At 61.4% G+C, this 23,794-nt stretch carries 24 protein-coding genes; 15 read left to right on the forward strand and 9 right to left on the reverse strand.

Annotated elements, in window-relative coordinates; genetic code table 11:
• Genes So717_RS14265 through So717_RS14280 form a run of 4 tightly spaced genes read left to right on the forward strand, consistent with a single transcriptional unit; the run spans position 1 to position 2,452 of the window.
• The gene (locus So717_RS14265) at positions 1–858 is read left to right on the forward strand and encodes a MotA/TolQ/ExbB proton channel family protein (protein ID WP_159978435.1); all 858 of its coding nucleotides are present in this window, start codon (positions 1–3) and stop codon (positions 856–858) included.
• A 2-nt stretch (positions 859–860) separates the two neighbouring features.
• On the forward strand, positions 861–1,238 hold the full coding sequence (locus So717_RS14270) for an ExbD/TolR family protein (protein WP_159978437.1): 378 nt from the start codon (positions 861–863) through the stop codon (positions 1,236–1,238).
• 9 nt (positions 1,239–1,247) lie between these two features.
• A complete protein-coding gene (locus So717_RS14275; protein ID WP_159978439.1) occupies positions 1,248–1,631 on the forward strand; it encodes an ExbD/TolR family protein in 384 nt (127 codons plus the stop codon).
• Positions 1,628–2,452 (forward strand): energy transducer TonB, encoded by an 825-nt coding sequence (locus tag So717_RS14280; RefSeq protein WP_159978441.1) that lies wholly within the window; start codon positions 1,628–1,630, stop codon positions 2,450–2,452. The genes So717_RS14275 and So717_RS14280 overlap by 4 nt, the downstream gene beginning before the upstream one ends.
• Positions 2,453–2,533: 81 nt before the next feature.
• Here the strand turns inward: So717_RS14280 and So717_RS14285 are convergent, their stop codons facing one another.
• Genes So717_RS14285 through So717_RS14295 form a run of 3 tightly spaced genes read right to left on the reverse strand, consistent with a single transcriptional unit; the run spans position 2,534 to position 7,036 of the window.
• On the reverse strand, positions 2,534–4,180 hold the full coding sequence (locus tag So717_RS14285; RefSeq protein ID WP_159978443.1) for a hydantoinase B/oxoprolinase family protein: 1,647 nt from the start codon (positions 4,178–4,180) through the stop codon (positions 2,534–2,536).
• Entirely contained in the window at positions 4,177–6,222 is a 2,046-nt protein-coding gene (locus So717_RS14290; protein ID WP_159978445.1) for a hydantoinase/oxoprolinase family protein, read from the reverse strand. The genes So717_RS14285 and So717_RS14290 overlap by 4 nt, the downstream gene beginning before the upstream one ends.
• Before the next feature lie 55 nt (positions 6,223–6,277).
• Positions 6,278–7,036: a copper chaperone PCu(A)C domain-containing protein gene (locus So717_RS14295; RefSeq protein WP_159978447.1), complete on the reverse strand. Its 759-nt coding sequence runs from the start codon at positions 7,034–7,036 to the stop codon at positions 6,278–6,280.
• A gap of 29 nt (positions 7,037–7,065) precedes the next feature.
• Between So717_RS14295 and So717_RS14300 the strand changes: the two genes are divergently transcribed.
• The 6 genes from So717_RS14300 (at position 7,066) to So717_RS14325 (ending at position 13,141) form a co-directional block, all read left to right on the forward strand.
• Positions 7,066–8,442 carry a hypothetical protein gene (locus tag So717_RS14300; protein WP_238840951.1) on the forward strand — a complete coding sequence of 459 codons (1,377 nt, stop codon included), beginning with the start codon at positions 7,066–7,068 and terminating at the stop codon, positions 8,440–8,442.
• A 112-nt stretch (positions 8,443–8,554) separates the two neighbouring features.
• A complete protein-coding gene (locus tag So717_RS14305; RefSeq protein ID WP_159978449.1) occupies positions 8,555–9,835 on the forward strand; it encodes an ABC transporter substrate-binding protein in 1,281 nt (426 codons plus the stop codon).
• Positions 9,836–9,889: 54 nt separating this feature from the next.
• Positions 9,890–10,816, forward strand: coding sequence for a branched-chain amino acid ABC transporter permease (locus So717_RS14310; RefSeq protein WP_159978451.1), 927 nt, complete (start codon positions 9,890–9,892; stop codon positions 10,814–10,816).
• The gene (locus So717_RS14315) at positions 10,813–11,757 is read left to right on the forward strand and encodes a branched-chain amino acid ABC transporter permease (RefSeq protein ID WP_159978452.1); all 945 of its coding nucleotides are present in this window, start codon (positions 10,813–10,815) and stop codon (positions 11,755–11,757) included. The genes So717_RS14310 and So717_RS14315 overlap by 4 nt, the downstream gene beginning before the upstream one ends.
• A complete protein-coding gene (locus tag So717_RS14320) occupies positions 11,754–12,446 on the forward strand; it encodes an ABC transporter ATP-binding protein (RefSeq protein WP_159978744.1) in 693 nt (230 codons plus the stop codon). The genes So717_RS14315 and So717_RS14320 overlap by 4 nt, the downstream gene beginning before the upstream one ends.
• The gene (locus So717_RS14325; RefSeq protein WP_159978454.1) at positions 12,443–13,141 is read left to right on the forward strand and encodes an ABC transporter ATP-binding protein; all 699 of its coding nucleotides are present in this window, start codon (positions 12,443–12,445) and stop codon (positions 13,139–13,141) included. The genes So717_RS14320 and So717_RS14325 overlap by 4 nt, the downstream gene beginning before the upstream one ends.
• 35 nt (positions 13,142–13,176) lie before the next feature.
• Here So717_RS14325 and So717_RS14330 read toward each other — a convergent pair whose 3' ends face one another.
• The gene (locus So717_RS14330; RefSeq protein WP_159978456.1) at positions 13,177–13,596 is read right to left on the reverse strand and encodes a MarR family winged helix-turn-helix transcriptional regulator; all 420 of its coding nucleotides are present in this window, start codon (positions 13,594–13,596) and stop codon (positions 13,177–13,179) included.
• An 80-nt stretch (positions 13,597–13,676) separates the two neighbouring features.
• Between So717_RS14330 and So717_RS14335 the strand changes: the two genes are divergently transcribed.
• Genes So717_RS14335 through So717_RS14355 form a run of 5 tightly spaced genes read left to right on the forward strand, consistent with a single transcriptional unit; the run spans position 13,677 to position 20,070 of the window.
• Positions 13,677–14,510, forward strand: coding sequence for an FAD binding domain-containing protein (locus So717_RS14335; RefSeq protein WP_159978458.1), 834 nt, complete (start codon positions 13,677–13,679; stop codon positions 14,508–14,510).
• Positions 14,507–17,239 carry a molybdopterin-dependent oxidoreductase gene (locus So717_RS14340; RefSeq protein ID WP_159978460.1) on the forward strand — a complete coding sequence of 911 codons (2,733 nt, stop codon included), beginning with the start codon at positions 14,507–14,509 and terminating at the stop codon, positions 17,237–17,239. Before So717_RS14335 ends, So717_RS14340 begins: the two co-directional genes overlap by 4 nt.
• Positions 17,236–18,669, forward strand: a complete 1,434-nt coding sequence (locus So717_RS14345; protein ID WP_159978462.1) for a 6-hydroxynicotinate reductase — start codon at positions 17,236–17,238, stop codon at positions 18,667–18,669. Before So717_RS14340 ends, So717_RS14345 begins: the two co-directional genes overlap by 4 nt.
• Positions 18,670–18,671: 2 nt before the next feature.
• Complete coding sequence (locus tag So717_RS14350; protein WP_159978464.1) at positions 18,672–19,496, forward strand: UPF0280 family protein; 825 nt, start codon at positions 18,672–18,674, stop codon at positions 19,494–19,496.
• Complete coding sequence (locus So717_RS14355; protein WP_159978466.1) at positions 19,489–20,070, forward strand: amino acid synthesis family protein; 582 nt, start codon at positions 19,489–19,491, stop codon at positions 20,068–20,070. The genes So717_RS14350 and So717_RS14355 overlap by 8 nt, the downstream gene beginning before the upstream one ends.
• A gap of 40 nt (positions 20,071–20,110) precedes the next feature.
• On the opposite strand, the gene So717_RS22320 is transcribed toward So717_RS14355, so the two are convergent.
• Genes So717_RS22320 through So717_RS14375 form a run of 5 tightly spaced genes read right to left on the reverse strand, consistent with a single transcriptional unit; the run spans position 20,111 to position 23,220 of the window.
• Complete coding sequence (locus So717_RS22320; RefSeq protein ID WP_238840977.1) at positions 20,111–20,512, reverse strand: hypothetical protein; 402 nt, start codon at positions 20,510–20,512, stop codon at positions 20,111–20,113.
• Positions 20,433–20,864, reverse strand: coding sequence for a calcium-binding protein (locus So717_RS14360; RefSeq protein WP_159978468.1), 432 nt, complete (start codon positions 20,862–20,864; stop codon positions 20,433–20,435). The genes So717_RS22320 and So717_RS14360 overlap by 80 nt, the downstream gene beginning before the upstream one ends.
• On the reverse strand, positions 20,836–21,036 hold the full coding sequence (locus So717_RS14365) for a hypothetical protein (protein WP_159978470.1): 201 nt from the start codon (positions 21,034–21,036) through the stop codon (positions 20,836–20,838). The genes So717_RS14360 and So717_RS14365 overlap by 29 nt, the downstream gene beginning before the upstream one ends.
• Before the next feature lie 57 nt (positions 21,037–21,093).
• Entirely contained in the window at positions 21,094–22,152 is a 1,059-nt protein-coding gene (locus So717_RS14370) for a M48 family metallopeptidase (RefSeq protein WP_159978472.1), read from the reverse strand.
• Positions 22,153–22,155: 3 nt separating this feature from the next.
• Positions 22,156–23,220, reverse strand: coding sequence for a YjgN family protein (locus So717_RS14375; RefSeq protein ID WP_159978474.1), 1,065 nt, complete (start codon positions 23,218–23,220; stop codon positions 22,156–22,158).
• Positions 23,221–23,794: the final 574 nt, after the last annotated feature.

The raw sequence follows: 23,794 nt of genomic DNA on the forward strand, positions 1-23,794 counted from the left end.
ATGACCCGTTTTTTGAAGCCTCTCGTCTTGTCTGTATCGATCTGCGTTCTGGGCGCGATGGTCTCGGCACAGGAGATCCCCGAGGCAGGACCGGACCTGACAACTGCACCTCCCGTTCTGGATGCCCCACAGAACAGCGGCTTGGAAGAGAACGCTCTCGCAGCCGAAACCGCCCCGGTCTCCCCGGTCATCACGCTGGACACCGAACCCGAGAGCACAGCCGACCAGGCCAAGCGCTTTCTCCAAGACGGCGGCCCCGCAATCTGGGCGATCACGGCGCTGTCTGTCATCACCATGGCGCTGATCCTGTGGAAGCTCTGGCGCCTGGCGCTGATCGGGGCCTGGTCGAAGGGCCGCGCGTCTCAGGCCGTTGCTGCCTTTGAGCAAGGTCAACGAGACGAGGCGCAAGCCATCGTTCGCGGGCGGCGCGGCATTCGCTCAAAGGTCATAGACGTCACTCTTGGCGCCGCGCGCTCATTGCCTGAAGACAAGGCGCGGGAGACGGCGTCCCGTGTCGCGCGCAACGAGCTCGCGCAGGCAGGGGGTGGGCTGCGCGCGCTGGAGTTGATCGCGACCATTGCGCCTCTGCTGGGGCTTCTGGGGACCGTTCTGGGCATGATCGCGGCCTTTCAGGCGCTACAGGCGGCCGGCAATCGGGCGGACCCTGCCTTGTTGGCCGGCGGCATCTGGGAGGCGCTGCTGACCACAGCCGCAGGCATGGCCGTTGCCATTCCGGCCTCCGCCGCGCTTACCTGGTTCGAAGCGGTCATCGACCGGATCCGCCGCGACATCGAAGACGGCGTGACGCGCATCTTTGTGGCCCATACACCACCCCGCATGAAACTGGCGGCGGAATAGCCATGGATCTGGCGCTCCCGGATCAGCCCCGGCGCAGGCCCAGCCTGACCCCCATGATCGACGTCGTGTTTCTGCTGCTGGTCTTCTTCATGCTGGCTTCGCGCTTTGGCATGGAGGCGGTGCTGCCGTTGCCACTGGCCTCCGGAGGCGGCAGCTATACCGGGCCACCCCGCCTGCTGGACGTCGCGCCACACGAGCTGCGGTTGAACGGGGTGCAGACCGCAGAAACGAGGTTGGATGAGGCTTTGGCGCCGCTGATGACAGCCCCGGATGACGTCATCATTCTGCGCGGTCGCGACGGCGCCACGCTGCAACGAATCGTGCAGATCACCGAACAGCTGCGCAGGGCGGGCTTTGGCACCGTCGTTCTGGTGAAGTAGGAGGCTGTCGTGGAGCTGTCGCCGCCGACCCGCAAAGCCAGCACAGAATCCATCGTGCCCATGATCAACGTCGTCTTTTTGCTGCTGATCTTCTTTCTGATGACCTCGCAGATCGCGCCGCCTGACCCCTTCGACGTGACCACGCCCATAGCGCGAGATGGGGCGGAGCCGGAGGCGCGCGCCGTGCTCTATGCCAGCAGCACCGGCAGGCTGCATTATGACGGTGCCGAGGACGCTGCTGCGCTAAACAGACTGCAGAGCGTGGGCTCGGAGGATACAACCGTTTTGCTGCGTGCGGATGCGGCGCTTGAGGCAACCCGCCTGGCTGAAATCCTGTCAGACCTCGCACAAAGTGGCCTGACACGGGTTGAACTGGTGGTTCAGCCGCAATGATCCGTCTGCTGGAAATCGGGGCATTCCTCGGGCTCGCTCTGGCGCTTCATGTGCTGTTTTTAGCGCAACGTCCGCAGGCAGGGTCAGAGGCTGGCGGTGTGGGTGGCGAAGCCATCGTGACCCTCGCAGCGGCCACACCGCAACTGGCCGCTATGGTCGAGACGTGGGAGCGCCCGCCTGACACTGCGCAGGCGCCTGACCCGTTGACGCCGAGACAGCTTATCGACCCCGCAACGCCGGACACCCCACAGATCGATCGGCCAGTGGTCTCATCGGCGCCGGTGCAGTTGCAATCCGCCGAAGACACGTTGGACACCCAACCACCCAGGATCGATAGAGCGCCACCTCCGCCGCCCCCGACAGCTCAACCTGAACCAGTGCCACGCCCGCAGAGCCGCCCTGCACCACCTGCTGATCCGGGCACGGCATCCGTGACAACAGCAGGCCGCGCCGCTCAGAAAGCGGCAGGAACCGGTGGGCAGCAACAGGCCGGGCAATCCGCCTCGACCCAAACCAGCACTGCATCCTCGGGTGAGGCCGCGAAAGCGCAGGCTGTTTGGGGGGCCAAGATCAGATCCCGCATTGAGCGCGGCAAACGCTTTCCCAGAGGGGCGTCCGGATCCGGCAAGGTTGTGGTGGTGATCACGGTCTCGACCGCTGGCCAGATGCTGGGGTATCGCATCCGGTCGTCTTCCGGCTCGCAGGTGTTTGATACGTCAGCCATGCAGGCTGTCGCCCGGGCAACCCGGCTGCCTGCGGCACCGCCGGAACTCACCAAACCGCAATACAGTTTTGCGCTCCCTATCGTGTTTTCCAGATGAAAGCCGCGGGTCAAGAGAGAATTGCTGCGCATTGCAAGGTGTTCATGGGGCTGGATGACCTAACAGGATCGCACTGGTTTCTCAGATCCGCCCGAGGCGCTTGTCGACGGCAATCCGCTCGGGATCTCTCTTGCTCGGGTCGCCGTAACCACCGCCACCGGGCGTTCTGACGCAAACCCTGTCACCCGCCGAGAGGGCGATGTCCTGCTCTTTGGACAGATGCTCCGGTGTGTAGACTTTATCACCGCGCTTGATTTCAACCTCGTTCACGGCACCGTCCGCGCCGCCCAAGGCGCCTTGAGGCCCAAACCGCCCGTGATCCATCACGAAGCTTGCCGTGGCCCGGCCCCGGCGCAGCTCGACCTCGTATTCCAGCCCAAGCCCGCCCCGAAACATACCAGCTCCACCAGAGCCTTCGCGCATGGCATAGCGGTGATAGAGAACCGGAAAGTTCTGCTCCATAATTTCAATTGGCGGGGCCTTTGAAATCCCGATGGTGGAGCACCCGTTCGTAATCCCATCATGGTCGGCGTTGCCGCCATAGCCTCCGCCAGAAAGCTGGTACATGACGTAGTCGCGACCCGTCTCGGGATCGTGCCCGCCGAGGGCGAAATTGCCACTGGTGCCAGCCGGGGCGGCCGTGACACGGCCCGGCAATGGGGCAACCAATGCTGCAAAGACCGCCTCTGCAATCCGCTGCGAGACTTCGGCCGCACATCCTGACACCGGGCGCGGATATTGCGCGTCAAGAAATGTGCCCGTTGGTCGCAACACTTCCAGCGGTGCAAAGGCCCCTGCGCTGATCGGGACTTCGGGAAAAATGTGGCGCATGGCGAGGTAGACGGAGGAGAGTGTGGTCGCCAGGACCGAGTTCATCGGTCCCATGCAGGGTGGGCTGCTGTCGGAGAAGTCGAATTGCAGGTGCCCCGCTGTCTTCTCGATCTTCAGCCGGATCGCCAGCGGTTCGTTCACCACGCCATCGCTGTCGATCCAGGCGGTTGACGTGTAGGTGCCATCAGGGATCTCATCGATCAACTTGCGCATTTGGGTTTCCGCCCGGCGGCGCAGCTCTGCAATTGCCTCTTGCACCACATCGTCGCCGTAGCGATCCAGAAGAGCGTTCAACCGATCTTCGCCCACCATCAGAGCCGCCGCCTGCGCCTTCACATCACCAATCCGCTGGTCCGCCACCCGGATGTTGGAGCAGATAATGCTGTAGATCTCCGGATCGAGCACGCCTTCCTTGAACAGGCGCACAGGCGGCAATCGCAGCCCCTCTTGCTCTACGGACGTGGCGGAGGCCGAAAACCCACCCGGCACTGCGCCGCCCGTGTCCGGCCAGTGCCCGGTGTTGGACAGCCAGCAGAAAATCTTGCCCCCGCGATAAAACGGTTTGGCGAAGCGGACATCCATCAGATGCGTGCCGCCCAGATAGGGATCGTTCACAATATAGATGTCGTTCGGTCTGGGGGCGGCGGCAGTGCCTGCGGCGATCATCTCGATCAGCACGCGGGTGGAATACTGCATCGTGCCCACAAAGACCGGCAGCCCTCCGGCCCCTTGCGCAACAAGCGCACCGTCCTTGGCGTCGTAAATGCCATCCGAGCGGTCATTGGCTTCGGCGATCACGGGCGAAAAGGCCGCGCGGGAGAAGCTAAGATCCATTTCATCGCAGACTTGCTGCAGCCCTGCCTGAATGACCGACAGGGTGATGGGGTCAATGCTCATGCCGCGCCCCCGATATGAATGATGAGGTTGCCATCCGCCCCGGAGGTGACCGTATCCCCTGGCGGGATCAGGATGGTGCTGTCGAGCTGTTCGACAATCGCGGGCCCATCAAAGGCCGCGTCGGCAGGCAGGTGATCGCGCCAGTAAACGGCTGTCTCATGCGGCTTGCCGTCAAAGATCACGGCACGATGGTTGGCTGGGGTCGCTGTGTCCCGCCGCCCGGCAGGGTCGATCAGACAAGCCAGATCCACCGGAGTGCTGACCCCGATGACGGAGGTGTTCACCGTCACAATGCGCGCGCGAATTTTCGGCAATTCGACTTTGAAACGGGTCCAATAGACCGCCTCGAACCCGGTGCGCAGGTCGGCAGCCGACGGAGTCGCGTGTTCTAGCGGTACCCGGACCACATGGCTTTGCCCAAGAAACTGCATATCGACGCTGAAGACTTTTCGAATCTCCTGGATCGTTACGTTTTCTTTCGCAAGCGCGGCTTCACCCGCGGCGACCTGCCCGGCAAAAACATCATGAATGACGCTGACATCGTCCTCACCAAGCGGCTGATTGACGGTCTGCACATAGTCGTGGCGCAGATCGGCGACGATACAGCCAAGCGCGTTGGTCATGCCCGGTCGCGCTGGGATCAGCACACGAGGCACGCCCAGTTCCCGCGCAAGATCCGCCGCATGCAGTGGCCCGGCACCGCCAAAGGCAAAGAGCGCAAAATCGCGCGGGTCGGCCCCCAGCGACAGCGACACCATGCGGATGGCCCCGGCCATCTTGGCATTGGCCACCCGGATCACGGCCTCTGCCGCCTGTTGCGCGTCAACACCGAGCGGCGTGCCCAGCCTGTCCAAAAAGACCTGCGCGATCTGGCCCTGCCCAATACCGCCCGCAACCGCGTTCAGCTTGTCAGGGTTTAACCGACCTAACAGCATATTGGCGTCTGAAATGGTGGGGTCCGTCCCACCTTTGCCATAGCAGATCGGGCCGGGGTCGGCCCCTGCACTTGCTGGCCCCACCTCCAGCAGGCCTGCCGCGTTGACCGATGCGATGGACCCGCCACCTGCCCCGACCGTACGCACATCCACCATCGGCACATGGATGGGCATGGCGTATTCGATCTCGATTTCGTTCGAGATCGGCGGCGTGCCGTTGCGGATCAGGGCCACATCGGTCGAGGTGCCGCCCATGTCATAGGTCAGAAGGTTCTCTTCGCCCGCCCGAACGCCGGTATACGCGGCTGCCATGACGCCGGAGGCTGGCCCGGACATGACCGTTTTCGCAGCCTCACGGGCCACAAGCTGCGACGATACCATTCCCCCATTGCCGTTCATGACCAGAACGTCGCCCTGATAGCTTTTGCCCGTCAGTTCATTACGCAACCGGGTCACGTATCGTTCCAGCAAAGGCTGGACCGAGGCGTTCACGGCGGCGGTCACCCCCCGTTCAAACTCGCGCGTTTCCGACAGCAAGCTATGACCGGTGGTGATGTAGGAATTGGGCCAGAGCTCTGCGGCGATCTCTGCCGCGCGGAGCTCATGGGTGGGATTGGCATAGGCGTGCAGAAAGTGGATCACCAGCGCTTCACAGCCCGCGTCGATTAGCGTGCCGACCGCTTCACGCAGGGCGGTCTCATCCAGTGGTGTCAGAACATGGCCGTTGGCATCCATGCGCTCGGCCACTTCAAGGCGCAGATCCCGGGGGATGATGGGGAAGAACTGCCCTGTCATCCCGTAAGGCTGCGGGCGGGTCCGCCGCCCAAGCTCCAGCACATCGCGGAAGCCCGCAGTTGTGATCAGCCCGGTCTTTGAGAGCTTACGTTCCAGCACGGCGTTGGTTGTTGTGGTGGTGCCATGCACGATCAGATCGACATCTGCCAAATCGATCTCGGCGATCGACAGCGCCTTGATCACGCCAAAGGCCTGATTGTCCAATGTGGTCGGCGTTTTGGCGATACGCAGGCCGCCGGACGCGCCATCAATCGTCACCAGATCGGTAAAGGTGCCGCCGACATCCACGCCAATTATTCTGTCTCTGGCCACGCAGGCGCCTCATGCAAACTCACTTGTATACCAATAAAGTCGCAAAGCGGCGGCGCTAGTCAACTGTAATGATGGTTTCGGCCTCGACCGGTGTGCCATCGACCGCATAGGCGCGGTGGTCGTTGGTATTGAGCGAGACGCGCAGGATGTGTTGGCCAGATGGCAGAGCGCCGATGCTGTAGCTGTTGGTAAAAACCCGGCCCAGCTTCATGCCGCCCAGATAGATATGCCCATGCCCGGTCCCATCGACATGGTCGCCATCCTGCATGGCTTCGGAGAACGTGAAGTTGGTTGTCTCAATCTGGGCCAACCAACCGTTTTCGACCCGTTCCACGCTCAGGCTGACGGTGGGCTGAGGCCCGTCGCCAACATCGTGTTGCATGGTACCATGGCCCATCGCGCTATGCGCGGCCATACTGTCCGGGTTCGGCGTGGCATAGCGAATATTCACGCTTGTGTCGCCCGCATTTGCGAAGGTCAACGTGACCGGGATCAGGGCGCCATCTTCAAACGGGGTGTCCGAGCGGATCATGATATGGGCCGCGTCCGTCGCCAGTGACGATGTGCCGGTCTGGATTGGCAGGCCTGCTTCTGCGCCATGCAACATGACAGTGGCGGTCGGGCTGCTGACAGCGACCAGCTGATCCGGCGCGCCCTGGTTATCGATGGTCAGCACGGCAGCCGCACCATTGCCCATGGGGGAGGCTGTGGACTCGGTGATCAGGAGATGGCGCGCCGCGGGCGAAAACACCCCGCTGAACCACAGCGCCGCCCCGGTTGCCGCGACCGCCACCAACAGAAAAGCCGCTTTCATCTCTGGCACGCCCCACGCATCATACCCCGGTGAGACTGAGGAACATAATCATTGCCGTCAAGCTTGCGCTGCTGTGGTGCAGCCCGGCGCTGGCGCATGTCTCGGAACAGGGCTTTGTGCTGCTGCTGCCGACGGGGGCCTATATCTCCGCCGGTGTGGCCGTTGTCGCGCTGACGGTGATCGCATTGTTTGCCATTCCGGAACGCGCGGTGACGCGGATGTTTTCCGTACGCGCTTTGCCGTCCCGCGGTTTCGGCACATTGCCGGTGGTCACGAGCCTGCTGTCCTTCTGCGTCATGTGCTTTGGCATCTACATCGGCATCTACGGCTCGCGTAATCCGCTGTCGAACCTGATGCCTTTGGGGTTTTGGACGGTTGGCTGGATTGCGCTGGTCAGCCTTGCGGCCTTCCTTGGCAATATCTGGACATGGATCAATCCGTGGGTGGGCCTCTATCACCTGCTGAGGATCAAGGAGCCGCTGGTGCGCTTGCCAGAGGGCACCGGGGTCTGGCCTGCGACGCTGATGCTGGTCGCATTTGCTGCGTTCCTACTCGCGGACCCGGCTCCAGACGACCCCGCGCGATTGGCGCAATTGGTGGCCGCTTATTGGGGGTTCACCTTTCTGGGGCTGATCCTGTTTGGGCCGAACTGGTGCCGGCGCGCGGAGCTTGGGCAGGTCCTCTTTGCCGCCTTTGCCAGTCTGGCGGTGATCCGGCTGCAGCCGCCCGCAGGGATCGGTGGCCCCGGCTGGCAGATTGCGCAAGCCCCACCGGTGCGGGCGGCAGGTCTTTTTGCGCTGACCCTGTTGGGCGTCGGCAGCTTTGACGGGCTGAACGAAACCTTCTGGTGGCTGGGCCAGATCGGCGTGAACCCGCTGGAGTTCCCGGGCCGCTCGGCCATTGTCGGCGTGACAGTTATGGGGCTCTTCGGGGCCATTCTGGGCCTGATCGTGGCGTTTGCCGTGGTGGTCTGGCTGGGCATGCGGCTGGCGCGCAAGCAGGTGCCGTTTGGCCTCGCATTCGGATGGCTTGCCCTGTGTGTTCTGCCGATTGCGCTGGTCTATCACATGGCGCACTACCTGACCGCGTTCATCGTCGGCATCCAGTACACCATTGCCGCTGTCAGCGATCCGTTTGCCACCGGGGCGGACCTGCTGGGCATACAGCCCTTCCGGGTCACCACCGGGTTTTTCAACCGGATTGACACGGTGCGGCTGATCTGGGTCACCCAGGCGGGGCTGGTTGTGCTGGGTCACGTCTGGTCGGTTCTGTTGGCCCACCGGGTGGCCATCACGCTCTTCGGCGATCATCGCCGGGCGGCCATTGCCACGCTGCCCCTGTCGATTTTCATGATCGGCTACACATTCCTTGGTCTGTGGCTTTTGGCGGCACCGAAAGGCGCGTAAGCTGCCCACACACAGCCCATCACCAGAATTATCTGGACAAATTGCATGTATGCAAACAACATTTACCCACAATGATCAGAGGCCAAAGGCCCCACCGACAGGGAGAGTTGGAATGACACAGACACCAAAGACAAGCCGCCGGAGACTATTGAAAAGCGCAGGCGCAGGTGCCCTTCTGGCAGCCTCACCTTTGATCGGGCGCTTTGCCAGCGCGCAATCCAGCGCCCCGATCAAGATCGGATTTCAGCAACACTCCACCGGCATCGGCGCCGCTTATGGCCGCTGGTACGGGCGCACGACGGATGCGGCGGTGAAAATGATCAACGACGCGGGCGGCATCAATGGCCGACCGGTTGAGATCATCGCCGAAGATGACGGCACCGACCCCAAGCGCGGGGCTGAGGTGGTCGAGAAATTCTCCAACCAGCATGGCTGCGATGTCGCGTTCGGAACGCTGTTCAGCCATGTGGTCATTGGCTCCGCCCCGGCGGCGGGAGAGCAGAAGATCCCATATTTTGTTGTCTCCGAAGGGCACCATGTCGCCTCCGGCGCGTTGAACCGCTACACCCTGCAGCCGGGCATCACCGATGTGAAAAGCCAGGTTCAGGCGATGGCGCCTTATGTGTCGGAAAATCTGGGCAAGAAGGTCACCATGATCTTCCCTGATTTCGCCTTTGGCCATGATCACCGCGACTTCTTCACCGCTGCGATTGAGGCACAGGGAGGTGAAGTGCTGGAACATATCGCCGTGCCACCCGCCGAGACCTCCTTCACCAAATATTTCCCCAAGATCCCGCGCGAGACCGAAGTGCTGTATCACGTCATGGTTGGCCCAGCGGTGCTGACATTCGTGAAGGAGCTGGGCGAATTCTTTGGCCCGTCGAGCCCTGCGATCTTTGGCTTCATCGACTCGCTGGAGGCGGTCGATCTGGCCTCGCCCGGTCTGGAGTTTCTGGAGGGCACCTATTTCTGGGAGGGCAATCCCCGCTACGCACAGGCCGATCAGACGGAATACGACCAGGCCTTCCGCGCGGCTGTTGGCGTTGATGACAACGGCGCATCGGTGTCGGACCCCAGCGATGTGTCGACCTATGCCCATATGTTCGGCTGCTGGGAAACCCTGAATATCATCAAGGCGGGGATGGAAGCCTCCGACTATCAAAGTGCCGCAGATCGCCAGAAGCTGATCGAAGCGGTTGAGGCCATGACCGAGATGCCGGAAAGCATGCAGCATCCGCAGGGTCCGAAGCTGTTCAACGGCAAGACACATCAGGTCTTTGGTGTTCAATACATCTCGCGCGTTGAAAATGGGCGTCTGGTCAAAGTGCATACGACGTCCATCGAGGACACGCTTTACCCGGATGAAGTGGACTACACCACGCAATCGTTCTGAAACCAGAGCGCCATCGCCCGGGGCCCCGGTCCCGGCTGGACGAGTAAAGACTGAATGGATTTCGGACCTCACCTCATGCTCGCCATCCTCGAAGGGGCTGTGGGCGCATCGGTTCTGGCGCTGACGGCGCTTGGCCTGTCGCTCGTGTTTGGGGTGATGCGGGTGGTCAACGTGGCTCACGGCGAATTCTTCATGCTGGGGGCCGTTGTCGCTTGGTTTGTGTCCACGTCCATTGCCGGGCATCCGGCCATCGGGTTTCTGGCCGCACTTGCGATCGCACCGCTGATCGCGGGCGCAGTCGCCGTGCTGGTGGATCGGCTGATCCTGAAAAACGTGGCCTATGACCCCGAGGCGACCATCGTCGGCACCATCGGGGTTCTTTACATCCTGCAGCAGTCCGCGCTGATGATCTACGGGCCGGAGGCGCGGCCGGTTGAGCCGCCTTTCAGCCACCGGATCGCACTGCCCTGGCTGGAATGGGGCGAAAATGGCTTGGCGTTTTTCTATCCCTGGGGGCTGAGCATCACCAGCTACAAACTGTTTGTGATCGCTGCGGCCATCAGCATCCTGCTGGCGTTCTGGTTGATCCTGTCCCGCACGCGGCTGGGGCTGATCATGCGCGCGACACAGATGGATCGGGAAACCGCGCTGGCCTTTGGCATCCCGGTGCAGCGCGTCTACTCGATTGTCTTTGGTCTGGGCGCGGCGCTGGCGGCGCTGGCTGCGGTCCTGATCGTCCCGATCCAGCAGGCGCACTACCTGATGGGGCATGATCCGCTCCTGCTGAGCTTTATCGTTGTGATCATCGGCGGGCTGGGGTCGGTGCGGGGCACGATTTTCGCGGCCTTGCTGATCGGCATGTCGGACGGGGTCATTTCGGTCTTCCTCAGCCCAACGCTGTCCAAGATCCTGGCCACGCTGCTTGTGGCACTGGTGCTCGTCTTCCGCCCGCAGGGGCTTTACGGGAAGAAGATGGCATGAGCCTTGATACCCGGTCCGTCACCCTGCATCTGGGCCTGATCGCTGCGCTGATCGTACTGGGCTTCGTGCTGCCAACGTATCATCAGGGAAATCTGGCCCGCATTCTGGTGCTGGCGACCTATGCCGTCGGGTACAATGTCCTTTTCGGCTATACCGGGCTGCTCAGCCTCGGGCATGCGATGTTCTTTGCCGCAGGCATGTATGGTTGCGGGCTGGCCATGCATCTGGGCGGTGTGACCGTCATACCGGCCCTTGTAATTGGGCTGATCTGTGCGGCGGCCCTGTCAGCTGTTGTTGCGCTTTTGGCGCTGCGGACCATTGGTGTGGCCTTCATGATCGTGACACTGATGTTCGCGCAATCGGTTTATCTGACAGCGCTCTACCTGGGCGAATGGACCGGCGGCGACGAAGGCTTTGTCATTGCGCAGGCCAGCCGCCAGATCGCTGGCTATGCGCTGACCGACCCCCTGACCCGCTATTACGCGGCCCTGAGCCTCTTTGCCATAGCACTGCTGATCACGGCCCGCATGATGCAGATGTCTTTTGGCCGTGTCCTGATCGGCGTGCGCGAGAATGAGGAACGCACGCGCATGCTCGGCTATGACGTATTTCGGCACAAGCTGGCTGCGGTTGTCATCTCCGGTACAATCGCGGGGGCAGCGGGGGCCGGATATGCGGTGCTGTTTGGCTATGTGGGGGCCACATTCGCATCGGTGCAGTATTCCATCTTTCCGCTGCTTTGGGTGCTCTTGGGCGGGATGGGCACCACGATTGGCCCGCTGGTCGGCGTCGCCTTCATGTTCTATCTGATCGACTATGCCAGTGGGATCACCAATGCCTACATGCTGATCGCGGGGGCGGTGCTTGTGTTGCTGACCCTTTTCGCGCGCGCGGGGATTGTCGGTGAGATCCGCAATCGCTGGGCGCCTTGGCTGCCATGATGCTGTTGGAAACCAAAGGCCTCACCCGCATCTATGGCGGCCTTCGGGCGGTCGACACGGTGGACTACACGCTGGCCAAAGGTGAGATCCACGCGCTGATCGGACCCAATGGCGCGGGCAAGAGCACCTTCGTCGGTATGGTGTCGGGCCGCATTCCAGCCAGCGAAGGCGAGGTCTGGTTTGACGGCGAGAATGTCACGGCGCTTCCCGCCCATGCCCGAATTCAGCGCGGCATGGCCTATACATTTCAGATCACGGCGATCTATGCGCGCCTTAGCCTGTTCGACAATGTCGCACTGGCCTTGGGGCAACGCGACAAGGCCAAAGTGCGGGCCGCGCTCGACCGGGTGGGGCTGGCCAACCGCATGGAACAGATCGCAGGCGATCTGGCCTATGGCCACCAGCGGTTGCTGGAGATTGCCATGGGTGTGGCCCAGACCCCGCGCTTGCTGATCCTCGATGAACCCACGCAGGGCCTCGCCGAAAGCGAGATTGAGGAGTTCAACACCCTGATCAGAGAGCTGGCCGGTGACACGACGATCCTGTTGATCGAGCACAACATGAGCGTCGTGATGGCGCTGGCAGATGAAATCACGGTGCTGGAGACCGGCAAGATACTCGCCCGTGGCACGCCTGCCGAGATCCATGCCAATGCCGATGTGCAAAATGCCTACCTGGGGACGGGATGACGCTGAGGGTGGAGGCCATAAGCACCGGCTACGATCAGGTTCAGGTGTTGTACGACCTGTCGCTTGAGGCGCGCCCGGGTGAGGTGCTGTGCCTCTTGGGCCGGAACGGGGCAGGCAAGACCACCACGCTCAAGGCGATCATGGGCCTGCTGCCGTTGCAATCAGGCACAATCCGTCTGGATGGGCAAATCATCAGCACCCTGCCGCCGCATGAGGTGCCGCGCCAGGGCATCGCCTATGTCCCGCAGGGCCGACGTCTGTTCAAGGAGCTGACAGTGGCCGAGAACATCGACGTGGGCCTGATGACGCGCGGCAAATCCGCCGCCACCCGCGAGCGGATCCTGACCATGTTTCCGCGGCTGCGGGAACGGCTGTCCCAACGGGCCGAGACCCTGTCGGGCGGCGAGCAGCAGATGCTGGCCACGGCCCGCGCCCTCTGTCTGGAGCCTTCTGTCCTGTTGCTGGATGAGCCGACCGAGGGCTTGCAACCTTCCATGATCGCACTGATCACCGACACCGTCCGTGCGATGAGGGACGAGGGCAAGGCGGTCATTCTGGTCGAGCAGCGGATTGAAACGGTTTTATCACTGGCCGACCGCGTGGCCTTCATTGAAAACGGGCACAGCCGCGAGGTGGTCGAGACCCAAACGCTGCGCGATGATCCCAGCCTGTTGAACAAATATGTCGGCATCTAAATCCCTGCACATCTAAGGCAGCAGCGCAAAGAGCTTCAGATCAGCTTGGCCAGGAGGGCCTCGAACGCCACAATTTCATCGGGCGTCAAACGCTCGACCGTTTCGGTGCGCGCGGCCAGGGCCTGATCTAAGGCGATCTCGAATGCGGCACGCCCCGCCTGCGTCAGATCCACAAGGCGCAACCGCTGATCGTTCTGATCCGCCGAGGAGTGCACCAGACCTTTGGCCCGCAGCCGTTCCACAACCCCTTTGATCGTCGCGGAATCCATCGCCGTCAGCCGGCCCAGCTTGTTTTGCGACAGCGCCCCGCATTCCCATAAACGCGCAAGCACAGCAAATTGGGTGGGCGTCAGCCCGTCAACATGTTTGGCAAAGATCGCCACATGACGCTGATTGGCCCGCCGCAGATTGTACCCGATCTGCTGGGACAGCTGATAAGGATCCGGTTTCTTCATTTCGTTCGCCATAGCAAAGCATTGACAGTTTGCACGGCCTCCCGCAACATCTGCTTGTATACGAACAAATCTGCACGGCCATGACGGACAGACATCTGTATCAACGCCCGGATACTCTGAGCGACGCGCTTTCTCTTCTGGCGTCGGGCGGCTGGCAGGTGGCGGCAGGGTGCACCGATATCTTTCCAGCCACGCAGCGTAAGGTGCTGGATGGTCCCACGCTGGACATCACCGGGATTGCAGATCTGCGGGGCATCACGCGCACCGACAAGGGGTTGCGCATCGGGGCAACGACAACCTGGACCGACATCATCAAGGCGGATTTGCCCGCCGCGTTTGACGGGTTGAAGCTGGCGGCGCGCGAGGTGGGCGCGATGCAAATTCAGAACCGAGGCACGTTGGCCGGAAATCTGTGCAATGCCTCCCCTGCTGCAGACGGCGTGCCACCCCTGCTGGTGTTGGACGCACAGGTTGAGATCAGCAGCCCCGAGGGTGTTCAGACGCTGCCGCTCGCGGCATTCATCACTGGCCCGCGACAGACGGCCCTGGCCCCCACCGACCTTGTCAGCGCCATCCATATTCCAGTGGCGTCGATGGACGGGCGCAGCCATTTCCTGAAACTGGGCGCGCGAAAGTATCTGGTGATCTCCGTTGCGATGACAGCGGCCCGGATCGTGGTGACGGACGGCGTGGTGACGCAGGCCGCGCTGGCAGTGGGGTCCTGCGGCCCGGTTGCAACCCGCTTGCCCGAGGTTGAGGCGCAGTTGATCGGCCAGCCCGTCGATGCCAGCCTGGTCACGGATGCAGCTGTGGCCCGGGCCATCGCCCCCATCGATGACATCCGGGCTGATGCCACCTATCGCACGGAGGGCGCAGCTGAGTTGCTGCGCCGCACGGTTGATGCGGTGTCATGAAGGACCGCGCGCAAAACATCTCATTGTCCATCGGCGGCGAAGTCCACCACCTGCAGTGCCATCCTGGCCGCCGCCTATCGGACGTGTTGCGAGATGATCTGAACCTGAAAAGTGTCAAGATCGGATGCGATGCCGGTGATTGCGGGGCGTGTACCGTGCTGATCGACGGGGCGCAGCAGTGCGCCTGCCTGATGCCGGCCCTTCAGGCGCACTGCTGTGAAATTGAGACACTGGAAACTGCGGAGCCGGACCTCTCCCAACGACTGCAGGATGCCTTCCTCAACCACGGTGCGGCGCAGTGCGGGATCTGTACGCCGGGGATCATGATGGCCGCGATGGAATTGCTGCGTGCAGCACCGCATCCGGATGAGGCAGAGGTGCAGGCCGCCTTGGGCGGTGTCCTCTGCCGTTGCACAGGATATCGCAAGATCATCAAGGCGGTCATGGCAGCCAATGAAACGACAGGACTGCGCGCAGCGCAGGATTGTGCGGCGGTCGGCCAATCCATCCCACGCCTCGACGGGCGGCCAAAGGTCGATGGATCAGAGATTTTTGGCGCTGACCATGTAGCGCCGGGGTCTTTGCTGATCCGGGCGGTTCGCGCGCCGATGTATCATGCGGATTTCAGCTTCGGCGATACGGCTGGTTGGGTGGCTGAGCGTCCGGACGTACATGCCGTGATCACGGCTCGCGACATCGCAGGCGTAAACGCTTTCGGGGTCATCCCGCCGCTGGCCGACCAACCTGCCCTAGCCGAAAGCCATATCCGCTATCTCGGCGAACCCGTCGCCTTGGTTATCGGTGACCCGGATGTGGTCGAAGCGCTGGACCTCTCCGATTTCCCGGTGTCTTGGAAGCCACGCCCCCACAGCTTGACCGAGGCAGATGGGGCCGTCGCCGATGCCGCTCTTCTTCATAAAAACCGGCCCGACAACACACTGATCTGCGGCAATGTCACCTGCGGCACAGCAGATGCCGCCTTGCAGGACGCCGCTCATGTGGTGTCGGGCCGGTTTGAGACATCTTACGTTGAACATGCTTACATCGAACCCGAAGCGGGGGCGGCCTGGATGGAGGGGGGTGTCTTGACCATTCAGGCCTGCACGCAGGCGCCGGTGATGGATCAGGAAGAGACCGCAAAAGTGCTGGGTTTGCCCCCAGACAAGGTGCGGATCATCCCAGCGGCGGCGGGCGGCGGGTTTGGATCAAAGCTGGACCTGACGGTGCAGCCGCTTCTTGGGCTTGCGGTGCTCAAGACCGGACGGCCCTGTCATATGGTGTTCAGCCGCACCGAGTCCATGCAAGCGAGCACAAAACGCCACCCCGGCACAATGCAGGCCAGCATTGGGGCCGACGCGGATGGCCGCGTGACGGGTATGGTGTTTCACGGTGATTTCAACACTGGCGCTTATGCCAGTTGGGGCCCAACGGTGGCAACACGCGTGCCCGTGCATGCCTCGGGCCCATACCGCACACCGAACTACCGCGCGACCAGCCGGGCCATCCACACCAATGGCCCAACGGCTGGAGCCTTTCGCGGCTTTGGCGTGCCGCAGGCGGCCATCACGCAGGAGCTGCTCTATGATGACCTGGCGGAGAAATGCGGGTTGGACAGGCTGGCGTTTCGCCGCCTGAACGCGTTGGCGGATGGAGACAAGACACCATCGGGGCAGGTCCTCCAGGCGGTGGGCCTGCGCGACTGTCTGGATGCGCTTGCACCGCATTGGACCCGCGCCGGAGAGGATGCGGCAGAGTTCAACGCGCGCCATGCAGATCGCAAACGCGGGATCGGGGTGGCCTCCTGCTGGTACGGGTGCGGCAATACTGCCCTGTCAAACCCGTCCACCATCCGCCTTGGCATCACGGCTCAGGCGCGGTTGAGGCTGCATCAGGGGGCGACGGATATCGGTCAGGGGTCAAACACGGTGATCGCACAAATTGCAGCGGACGCCTTGGGTGTCAGCGTTGACGCGGTTGAGTTGATCGGCCCCGACACGGCCCTGACACCGGACTGCGGGAAAACCTCTGCTTCGCGCCAGACCTTCATCACCGGCCGCGCAGCCGAGGCAGCGGGCCAGACCTTGCGCGCCGCCATCCTGCGCCTGACAAACCTGAGCGATCTGACCGGGCTGGAGCTTGGCGCCGGCACCCTGACAGCCCGTCAAGACGGCACCCACCGCAGTATCGATCTGACAGCCCTGCCGGTGGACGCGCATGGCTATGTTCTCTGCGCCGAAGAAACCTATGATCCGCCGACCACCGCATTGGATGAAAACGGTCAGGGCACGCCTTATGCTGTCTACGGCTACGGCGCGCAGATTGCAGAGGTCGAGGTCGACCTGAAACTCGGCACCACCAAAGTGCTGCACATCACAGCAGCTCATGATGTGGGCCGGGCCATCAATCCGCTCTTGGCCGAAGGGCAGATCGAGGGCGGCATCGCCCAGGGCCTGGGTCTGGCATTGATGGAGGAATACATCCCCGGCCAGACCGAAGACCTGCACAACTATCTGATCCCGACTATAGGCGACATGCCCCCGGTAACCTCTCTGCTGATCGAAAAGCCTGATCCAGAGGGGCCAATGGGCGCGAAAGGTCTGGGAGAACATGTTCTGATCCCCACGGCGCCCGCGATCCTTAACGCGATCCGCGACGCCTGCGGGGCGAAGATCACCAAAGTGCCCGCTCTGCCCCACCGGGTGCTGGCGGCCATGAAAGCCGCCCGATGACCGCGCCTGAGAAGATCCGCTGCGACGCCTGCCCGGTGATGTGTTACATCGCCGACGGCAAGACCGGGGCCTGTGACCGCTATGCCAACGCAGGCGGCAAGATCATCCGCAGCGATCCGCTGACACTGCTGGACCGGCGCATGGCAAAAGGTGATGAAATCAAGCCGTTTCTGGCCGCAGACTGGGACGGGCAGACCGCAACAGGCGATGAGGTTGTCGTCTCTGCCATCGGTGCAGGCACGACCTATCCCGACTACAAGCCGGCGCCCTTCATCGTCAGCCGTGACATAGACGGGTTTGACTGTGTGACCGTCGTGACCGAAGCCATCTTTTCCTACTGCGGCGTCAAGGTGAAGATCGACACCGACCGGCATCTGGGGGCCGAGGCTGCGCCGGTCCGCGCCGAGGGCGAGGTCATCGGACATGTGATGACCTCTGAATACGGCTCGCAGATGCTGTCATTGGGGGGCGTTGACCACCTGACGGGCGGCAGCAAGGCCGAGGGGCGCAAGACCTGCGATGCGCTTTTGCGACTGTGCAACAAGGACGCGGTCGAGCTGAGCGTCGACGGCGGATGCACCGTGATTGTGCAAGCCGGGCAGCCCCCCATCGTCGATGGTGTGCGCGAGGATCGGATGCGCGTCGGCTGCGGGTCTGCCACCATCGGAATGTTTGCCTCGCAGTGGCAGGGTCTGGTGGATGAGGTCGTCGTGGTGGATGACCACATCACCGGCGTTGTCTCGGAGCATCAGGCGGGCAAGGTGATTGATTGGCCCGCGACGGGCATCCGCATTCTGGGTCATCGGTCCACACCGGGCCGCTATTTCAAGGTCGCGGGGCCGGGCCAGGGTTGGGGCGGCACCGATATCGATGACCCACTGACCATCCTCGGGCCGTGGCGGGCGGAGAAAGGGGCGCGACCGGGCCTCAGCCTGCTTATGGTCTCAACCACCGGCGAACACGCGGCCTACTACGTGCTCAACGACGCACTGGAGCCTGTGGCGCAGCCGATGCCAGAGGTGCTGCAACCTTCTGTTGATCTGATCGCACAGAACTGCGAACCGGCCCTGTGTACTGTGCTGTTCATGGGGGGTGCGGGCGGGTCGCTCCGCTCTGGCGTGACGCAAAACCCGATCCGGCTGACGGAATCCGTGCAGGCGGCACGGACAACCGTTACCATTGGCGGCGCCCCGGTTTACCGGTGGCCCGGCGGCGGGATCACTGTCATGGTCGACGTCACAGAGGTGCCTGATGGCGCCTTTGGCTATGTGCCCACACCGGCGCTGGTGGCCCCGTTGGAATTCACCGTGCTGCGCGCCGACTATGAGGCACTGGGCGGGCATGCGGCGAAGATCCGTGAGCTGGATGATGTGTTGGAGACAGGCGGCGAATACGGTGCCGCGGCTCGCATTGTCGGTGGTGCGGAATGAGCATGGGGCCACAAGCCACCCTACTGCCCGGAGATCGTTTGCATCTGCATCACGGGCCGATCGATCTGATCATCGGGGTTGAGGGGCCAGAGCGGCGAAGCTGTTTCCGGGCCGCCACGGATAGGTTTCAAACTGTGCTGCAGGGTCTGGTCTCTGAATTGGCGGACCTGCGACGGCCGTTGATCGCGAACAGCCATTTTGCCAATCCGATTGCAGATCGTATGGGCCGAGCGGTGCAGCCTTATCATGACGTTTTTGTCACACCGATGGCCGCCGTCGCGGGGGCTGTGGCAGATGAGGTCCTGGCGGCGATGCTGCGTCATCACGAGCCGCCAAAGGCCTATGTCAACAATGGCGGTGACATCGCCCTGCATCTGACGGGGCGGGCAAGCTTTGCTGTGCTTGGGCCTGCGGGCGAGATCACCGTGAACACCGGTGACGCCGTGCGCGGCATCGCCACGTCTGGCTGGCGCGGGCGCAGCCATTCGCGCGGCATTGCCGATGCTGTGACAGTGCTGGCCCGCTCAGCCGCTGCAGCAGATGTCGCAGCAACCCTGATTGCCAATGCGGTGGATCTGCCGGGCCATCCCGGAGTGACGCGCAAACCAGCCTCAGAGCTCAGCCCAGACAGCGATTTGGGCAATCGCCTTGTGACTACGGATGTTGCTGCCCTGTCCGCAACCGATGTTCATCAAGCGCTACAGAATGGGCGCCGCTTAGCAGAGCAATTGATCAAAGCCGACCAAGTCCTCGACGTTGTCATCTCTCTCCAGGGTCAGACCGAGACCGTCCAAGCCCCCACACTAGGAGCCTACACGCATGCCTGAATTTGTCCTACGCAAGATGCAGTTGATCGTCGAAGAGGTGCATCATGACGGTGGTCCAAAGCCGGAGCATCCAAGGATGCTGGGGGCGATCATCGCGTGTGTCAGCAACCCTTTTGCGGGCCGATATCAAGCGGATCTGCAACCCGCGATGGACGACCTGAAACCCCTTGGCGCATTGATGAGCACGCGTTTGATCAGCGCATTGGGCGGGAAGGACAAGGTCGATGGCTATGGCAAGGGGGCCATCGTCGGCGAAGCGGGCGAACTGGAGCATGCGGCGCTGTGGCACGTCCCGGGCGGCTATGCGATGCGCGGTCAGTTGAACGACTCAAATGCCATTGTTCCATCCTGTATGAAACGGGGTGGGGTCGGCAGCAGGCTCGACATACCGCTCGGCCACATCAACGCCGCCTATGTGCGCAGCCATTTCGACGGCATCGAGGTCGGCTTGCCAGATGGGCCAAAGGCGGACGAGATTGTGTTTGGCCTCGCTATGTCCTGCGGCGGGCGTGTGCACAACCGCATGGGCGGGCTGGAGGTCTGGGATGTGAAGGGTAAGGACGGGTTGCGATAAAGACATTCAGCGACGCACCGCGCGCGTGTCGGGGCCAAGCCTAAACCCTGGTCGAACAATGGCGTGTTTGGAGCAACACGAACTGACCCCGCTGCGTCTTTTTGGACAGAGGCGCAAAAAATGCAGAAGTCATACAAACAGACAGGTCAAATCCGACCTGGCGTCTCGAAACAAGATGCTCCCGCGCGATGCACAGCACGGGACCAGTGGAACTCTTTTCTCGGTACGAGGCTGTTTGGGAAACCGCCTCGACCATGACATGTGTGACACCGCCTTCAAGCGCCAGCTGTTTGGTGTCGGGAAAGGACAGGACCATCTCACGCTCACCGTGCTGAGTGGTCGTATTCTCCAGCAACTGCGCATCAACGTCCAAGTGGTCGAGCCTGACGTTGAAGTCGATGATCGTATCGGTGCCGCCGCCCGTTTTTGAAGACAAGGACATCCGCGCCGTCGCCACCGGTCAGGATATCACTGCCGAGACCGCAGCGCAGCCAGTCGTCGCCAGCACCGCTAGACAGCAGGTCGTTGTCCCACCCACCTGACAATTCGTCAGCGCCTCCGCCACCCGACAGCGTATCTTCGCCCTTGTTGCTGCCCAGAAAGTCGTCACCGCTTTCACCGGTCATCTGGTCGTTGCCGGGGCCATCAGCGACGTTGTCGTCATCGCCACGTGCGATTTTGGTGTCGTTGCCCTGATCGCCGGTCAATGCGGTGGCACCATGATCTCCCTTCAACACATCATCGAAGGAAGAGCCCGTGGCGCCATCAAAGCCTTTGATCTGGTTGCCCCGCATGACCGCCCGCCGTCTTCTGGTAACCTGTGTCGTCGGTGTTCATCAGGCCCACGGTTACGGCTTCGTCGGAACCGGTGTCGTCCACGACATCCATGCCACCGTCCTGGACGATCATCGTGTTGGCACCGTCACCACCCCGCAAAGTCATGGGCCTGCAACTGACCTCAGACACGCTGCTCCACCTAACCCGGTCGACAATCCAGGACGACCTCTGTTTCATATTTCTTAATCAGAGCGTATCAATAAATGCTTCGATCGCTCTTAGCCGCTCCGAACTCGATGGATGAGTAGACATCCACTGTGTGGGTTCACGTCCACCATATGCGTTCTGCAACGTCTCAAAGAACAGCAATAGACCGGACGGGTTGAAACCGGCTTCTTTTGCGAGCGCCAGGCCAAATCGGTCGGCAGAAGTCTCCTGCGCACGGCTGAAGGATAGGGAAAGCAGCAGGTTCCCTTCAAGAATGACGTCTTCCAAAATTGGCCCTGTATCTCCTGCCAAGAATGCAATGAGAACATAGAGGCTCAACGAACGGTAGAGCCGCTTGAGCCCGTGCTCCTCAACCACATGCCCAATCTCATGGCCGAGAACTCCGGCAATCACATCCGGGTCTGAGAAGGTCTCCGCCAGGGCATCGGTCATCACCATGGTCCCACCCGGCAGTGCAAAGGCGTTTGGCCCCACGCCCGGCATGTTTCTAAACTGCAAATCAAAACTGTGCTTTTCCCGCTCAGCTTCCGGTAGGGAGGCCAACAGTTTTCGGTAAATTTGAGTGACTTCCGCCTTGTCCCCGTCGCTCAGTTCCGATGGCTTTGCCATTGCAAAGTCCATTGTCTTCAACGTTCCGTTGTCGATCTGTTCAACCAAGATTGCGGGCGTGAAGGCAATGGCCACCGCGACCATGATATCAAGCCCATACCGCCAAAGCACCCAAGTCGCCGCCAAACAAAGGGCGATGACCCCGAATAAACGGGGCCTGAACGCCTCGATGTCATGCAGGACCGTGCCATGTGTGCGCCCGGTCAACTGCTTGATGCCCTCGTGGTCGTCCGTCTCGAAAACGGTTCCATCGGGCAGCGTTAGCTTTCGCGGGGATCGGCCGAGAGGGGGGTCGATTGTCACCTGGGAGAGATAGGCGCCGCCGATGACGGCCTTGCCATCACCTTGTATTTCGATCCTCAAGCCCGCATCGTCATGGCGTGCAAGCAGGCGTGCGCTCTGGCGATGGGAGGAGCGCGTCGCGTAAGCGTAGCCTTGCAGCTCCGTCCTGTGCAACGTGCTCCCCATCGATTAGACCGGCAAGCCGACGTCAATGCCTTCGAGATCAGTATAAGCATCACCCGCGGCGGACCCTTCAGCCTGTTGCTGATTGACAAACTCGTCGAGGGTGTCGCCCGGTATCAAGCCAGTGTGGCTTGTCAGATATCTGGCCATCCGGACCTGCGCCCAGGGCAGCATCAGGAAGAGGGTGAAGACGACGACAACCATGTTTGAGATAGCCAGCCACAAAAGCCGCGGTGCAGAAACGCAGGATGCAAACCTGTGCCCACCTTCCAGGGTCGTGGTGTTGTAGACTTCATTGCGAACAAGCGCCTGATAGATGAAGGCAGCAGGCAGGATTGCAGCAAAAAACATCAGATAGATAAGTCCGACTGCGGCAATAGCCACGCCAGGATCACTTTCAGCATTGTCCAAGGCGATATAGAACGCTGAAAAACTGAACCCGGTGACCAAAACACCGATCACACCAACGGCCAGAATCCAGGTAAGGGCTGCCAGAAGTGCTTTGTAGAATGCGCCCAGACCTGCGTCGAACTTGAACCGGGCCTGCCCCAATTTGTGGTTGTCGATTGAAAAGCGCTTCACGGCCCGGTCCCAGATCGGAAAGGTCGTGTAGAGCGTCAGAGCCATCAATATCGGGTAGATCAGGAAGACCAAGACCGCCTGACCTGTGGTGCCGACAAACCCAAAACGCACGTTCGAGAAGCTTGTCATACGGGCATTGAATTGCATGGAGCGCACGATGAGCCAAGGGTAGGCGAAAATCAGGCCAACTGCGAGGATCAGCCCCAAGACGGGTGCTGTGGTCAAAATCACCTGGAAAACAACGAAAAAGGCGATGATGATCAATCGCCCAATCAAAATTTGTTTGCCCGTGGCGTGGTAGTCAAAATTGCGGCCTTCAACATAGGTGTTGTTACAAAAGTACTTTTTTGCACGCACCTTCGCCCATGCAGAATATATGCCGATTGTCAAAATGCTTAGTAACAGGTTTACGATCCAGATGCCGAACCACTCACGAGCATTTCCCTTGAATTTAAATGGCTTGGCGTCGCTTGGAAGACCAATACTCATTACAACTGTTCCTTTCTTGCTCGAACTGCCCCGAATCGAGCTCAAATAAAAAAAGGTTTGGCGCAGTGTCTGGCATTTATCCAATTTTTTGAATGCTGTACACTCCACCTGCTTCAGCCGGACTGATATTCTGGCAAGATTTTTCCCACTTTGACGGGATCGTATGGTTTATGAACTCACCGGCTTGTACCCTCCGGAGGTCATGGGCAAATCCCCGCAATCCTGTCCCAGAACTGACAAAATCCCATTGACCGCTTGGTCCCGTCCCGCGGTCATCCACTCGGCTTGCGGCTGAGCGCCCGTTCTGTGGAAGAATAACATTTTGCAGACACCGAAAGCGGTGCGTTGGGCCAAAAGCGCGTGCCTTTTTCTGGTCAGGCTTTTAACCTTTGCCATGGCGCAGGAAAGATCTTGGCCAGTCTGCGCGGGCGCGCTTGGTCCGCGTCCGGATGGAGGTCTGGTTTGGGTCAGGGACAGCTTGAGGTCTGAATTATATAGTGCGTGACGCAGCCTGTCGGTTGGCTGCGCGGCATTTGGCGCATCGGGTCAAAATGCCCACCACATTCCACAAAAG

This window comes from Roseobacter cerasinus (genome assembly GCF_009811755.1).
GTDB classification, from domain to species: Bacteria; Pseudomonadota; Alphaproteobacteria; order Rhodobacterales; family Rhodobacteraceae; genus Roseobacter; species Roseobacter cerasinus.

Bases quoted from the DNA above. Each gene is read 5' to 3' on its own strand.
- So717_RS14265 (WP_159978435.1), top strand. From the start codon at position 1: ATGACCCGTTTTTTGAAGCCTCTCGTCTTGTCTGTATCGATCTGCGTT.
- So717_RS14270 (WP_159978437.1), top strand. From the start codon at position 861: ATGGATCTGGCGCTCCCGGATCAGCCCCGGCGCAGGCCCAGCCTGACC.
- So717_RS14280 (WP_159978441.1), top strand. From the start codon at position 1,628: ATGATCCGTCTGCTGGAAATCGGGGCATTCCTCGGGCTCGCTCTGGCG.
- So717_RS14285 (WP_159978443.1), bottom strand. From the start codon at position 4,180: ATGAGCATTGACCCCATCACCCTGTCGGTCATTCAGGCAGGGCTGCAG.
- So717_RS14295 (WP_159978447.1), bottom strand. From the start codon at position 7,036: ATGAAAGCGGCTTTTCTGTTGGTGGCGGTCGCGGCAACCGGGGCGGCG.
- So717_RS14305 (WP_159978449.1), top strand. From the start codon at position 8,555: ATGACACAGACACCAAAGACAAGCCGCCGGAGACTATTGAAAAGCGCA.
- So717_RS14310 (WP_159978451.1), top strand. From the start codon at position 9,890: ATGGATTTCGGACCTCACCTCATGCTCGCCATCCTCGAAGGGGCTGTG.
- So717_RS14315 (WP_159978452.1), top strand. From the start codon at position 10,813: ATGAGCCTTGATACCCGGTCCGTCACCCTGCATCTGGGCCTGATCGCT.
- So717_RS14320 (WP_159978744.1), top strand. From the start codon at position 11,754: ATGATGCTGTTGGAAACCAAAGGCCTCACCCGCATCTATGGCGGCCTT.
- So717_RS14325 (WP_159978454.1), top strand. From the start codon at position 12,443: ATGACGCTGAGGGTGGAGGCCATAAGCACCGGCTACGATCAGGTTCAG.
- So717_RS14330 (WP_159978456.1), bottom strand. From the start codon at position 13,596: ATGAAGAAACCGGATCCTTATCAGCTGTCCCAGCAGATCGGGTACAAT.
- So717_RS14335 (WP_159978458.1), top strand. From the start codon at position 13,677: ATGACGGACAGACATCTGTATCAACGCCCGGATACTCTGAGCGACGCG.
- So717_RS14340 (WP_159978460.1), top strand. From the start codon at position 14,507: ATGAAGGACCGCGCGCAAAACATCTCATTGTCCATCGGCGGCGAAGTC.
- So717_RS14345 (WP_159978462.1), top strand. From the start codon at position 17,236: ATGACCGCGCCTGAGAAGATCCGCTGCGACGCCTGCCCGGTGATGTGT.
- So717_RS14350 (WP_159978464.1), top strand. From the start codon at position 18,672: ATGGGGCCACAAGCCACCCTACTGCCCGGAGATCGTTTGCATCTGCAT.
- So717_RS14355 (WP_159978466.1), top strand. From the start codon at position 19,489: ATGCCTGAATTTGTCCTACGCAAGATGCAGTTGATCGTCGAAGAGGTG.
- So717_RS22320 (WP_238840977.1), bottom strand. From the start codon at position 20,512: ATGTCCTTGTCTTCAAAAACGGGCGGCGGCACCGATACGATCATCGAC.
- So717_RS14360 (WP_159978468.1), bottom strand. From the start codon at position 20,864: ATGCGGGGCAACCAGATCAAAGGCTTTGATGGCGCCACGGGCTCTTCC.
- So717_RS14370 (WP_159978472.1), bottom strand. From the start codon at position 22,152: ATGGGGAGCACGTTGCACAGGACGGAGCTGCAAGGCTACGCTTACGCG.
- So717_RS14375 (WP_159978474.1), bottom strand. From the start codon at position 23,220: ATGAGTATTGGTCTTCCAAGCGACGCCAAGCCATTTAAATTCAAGGGA.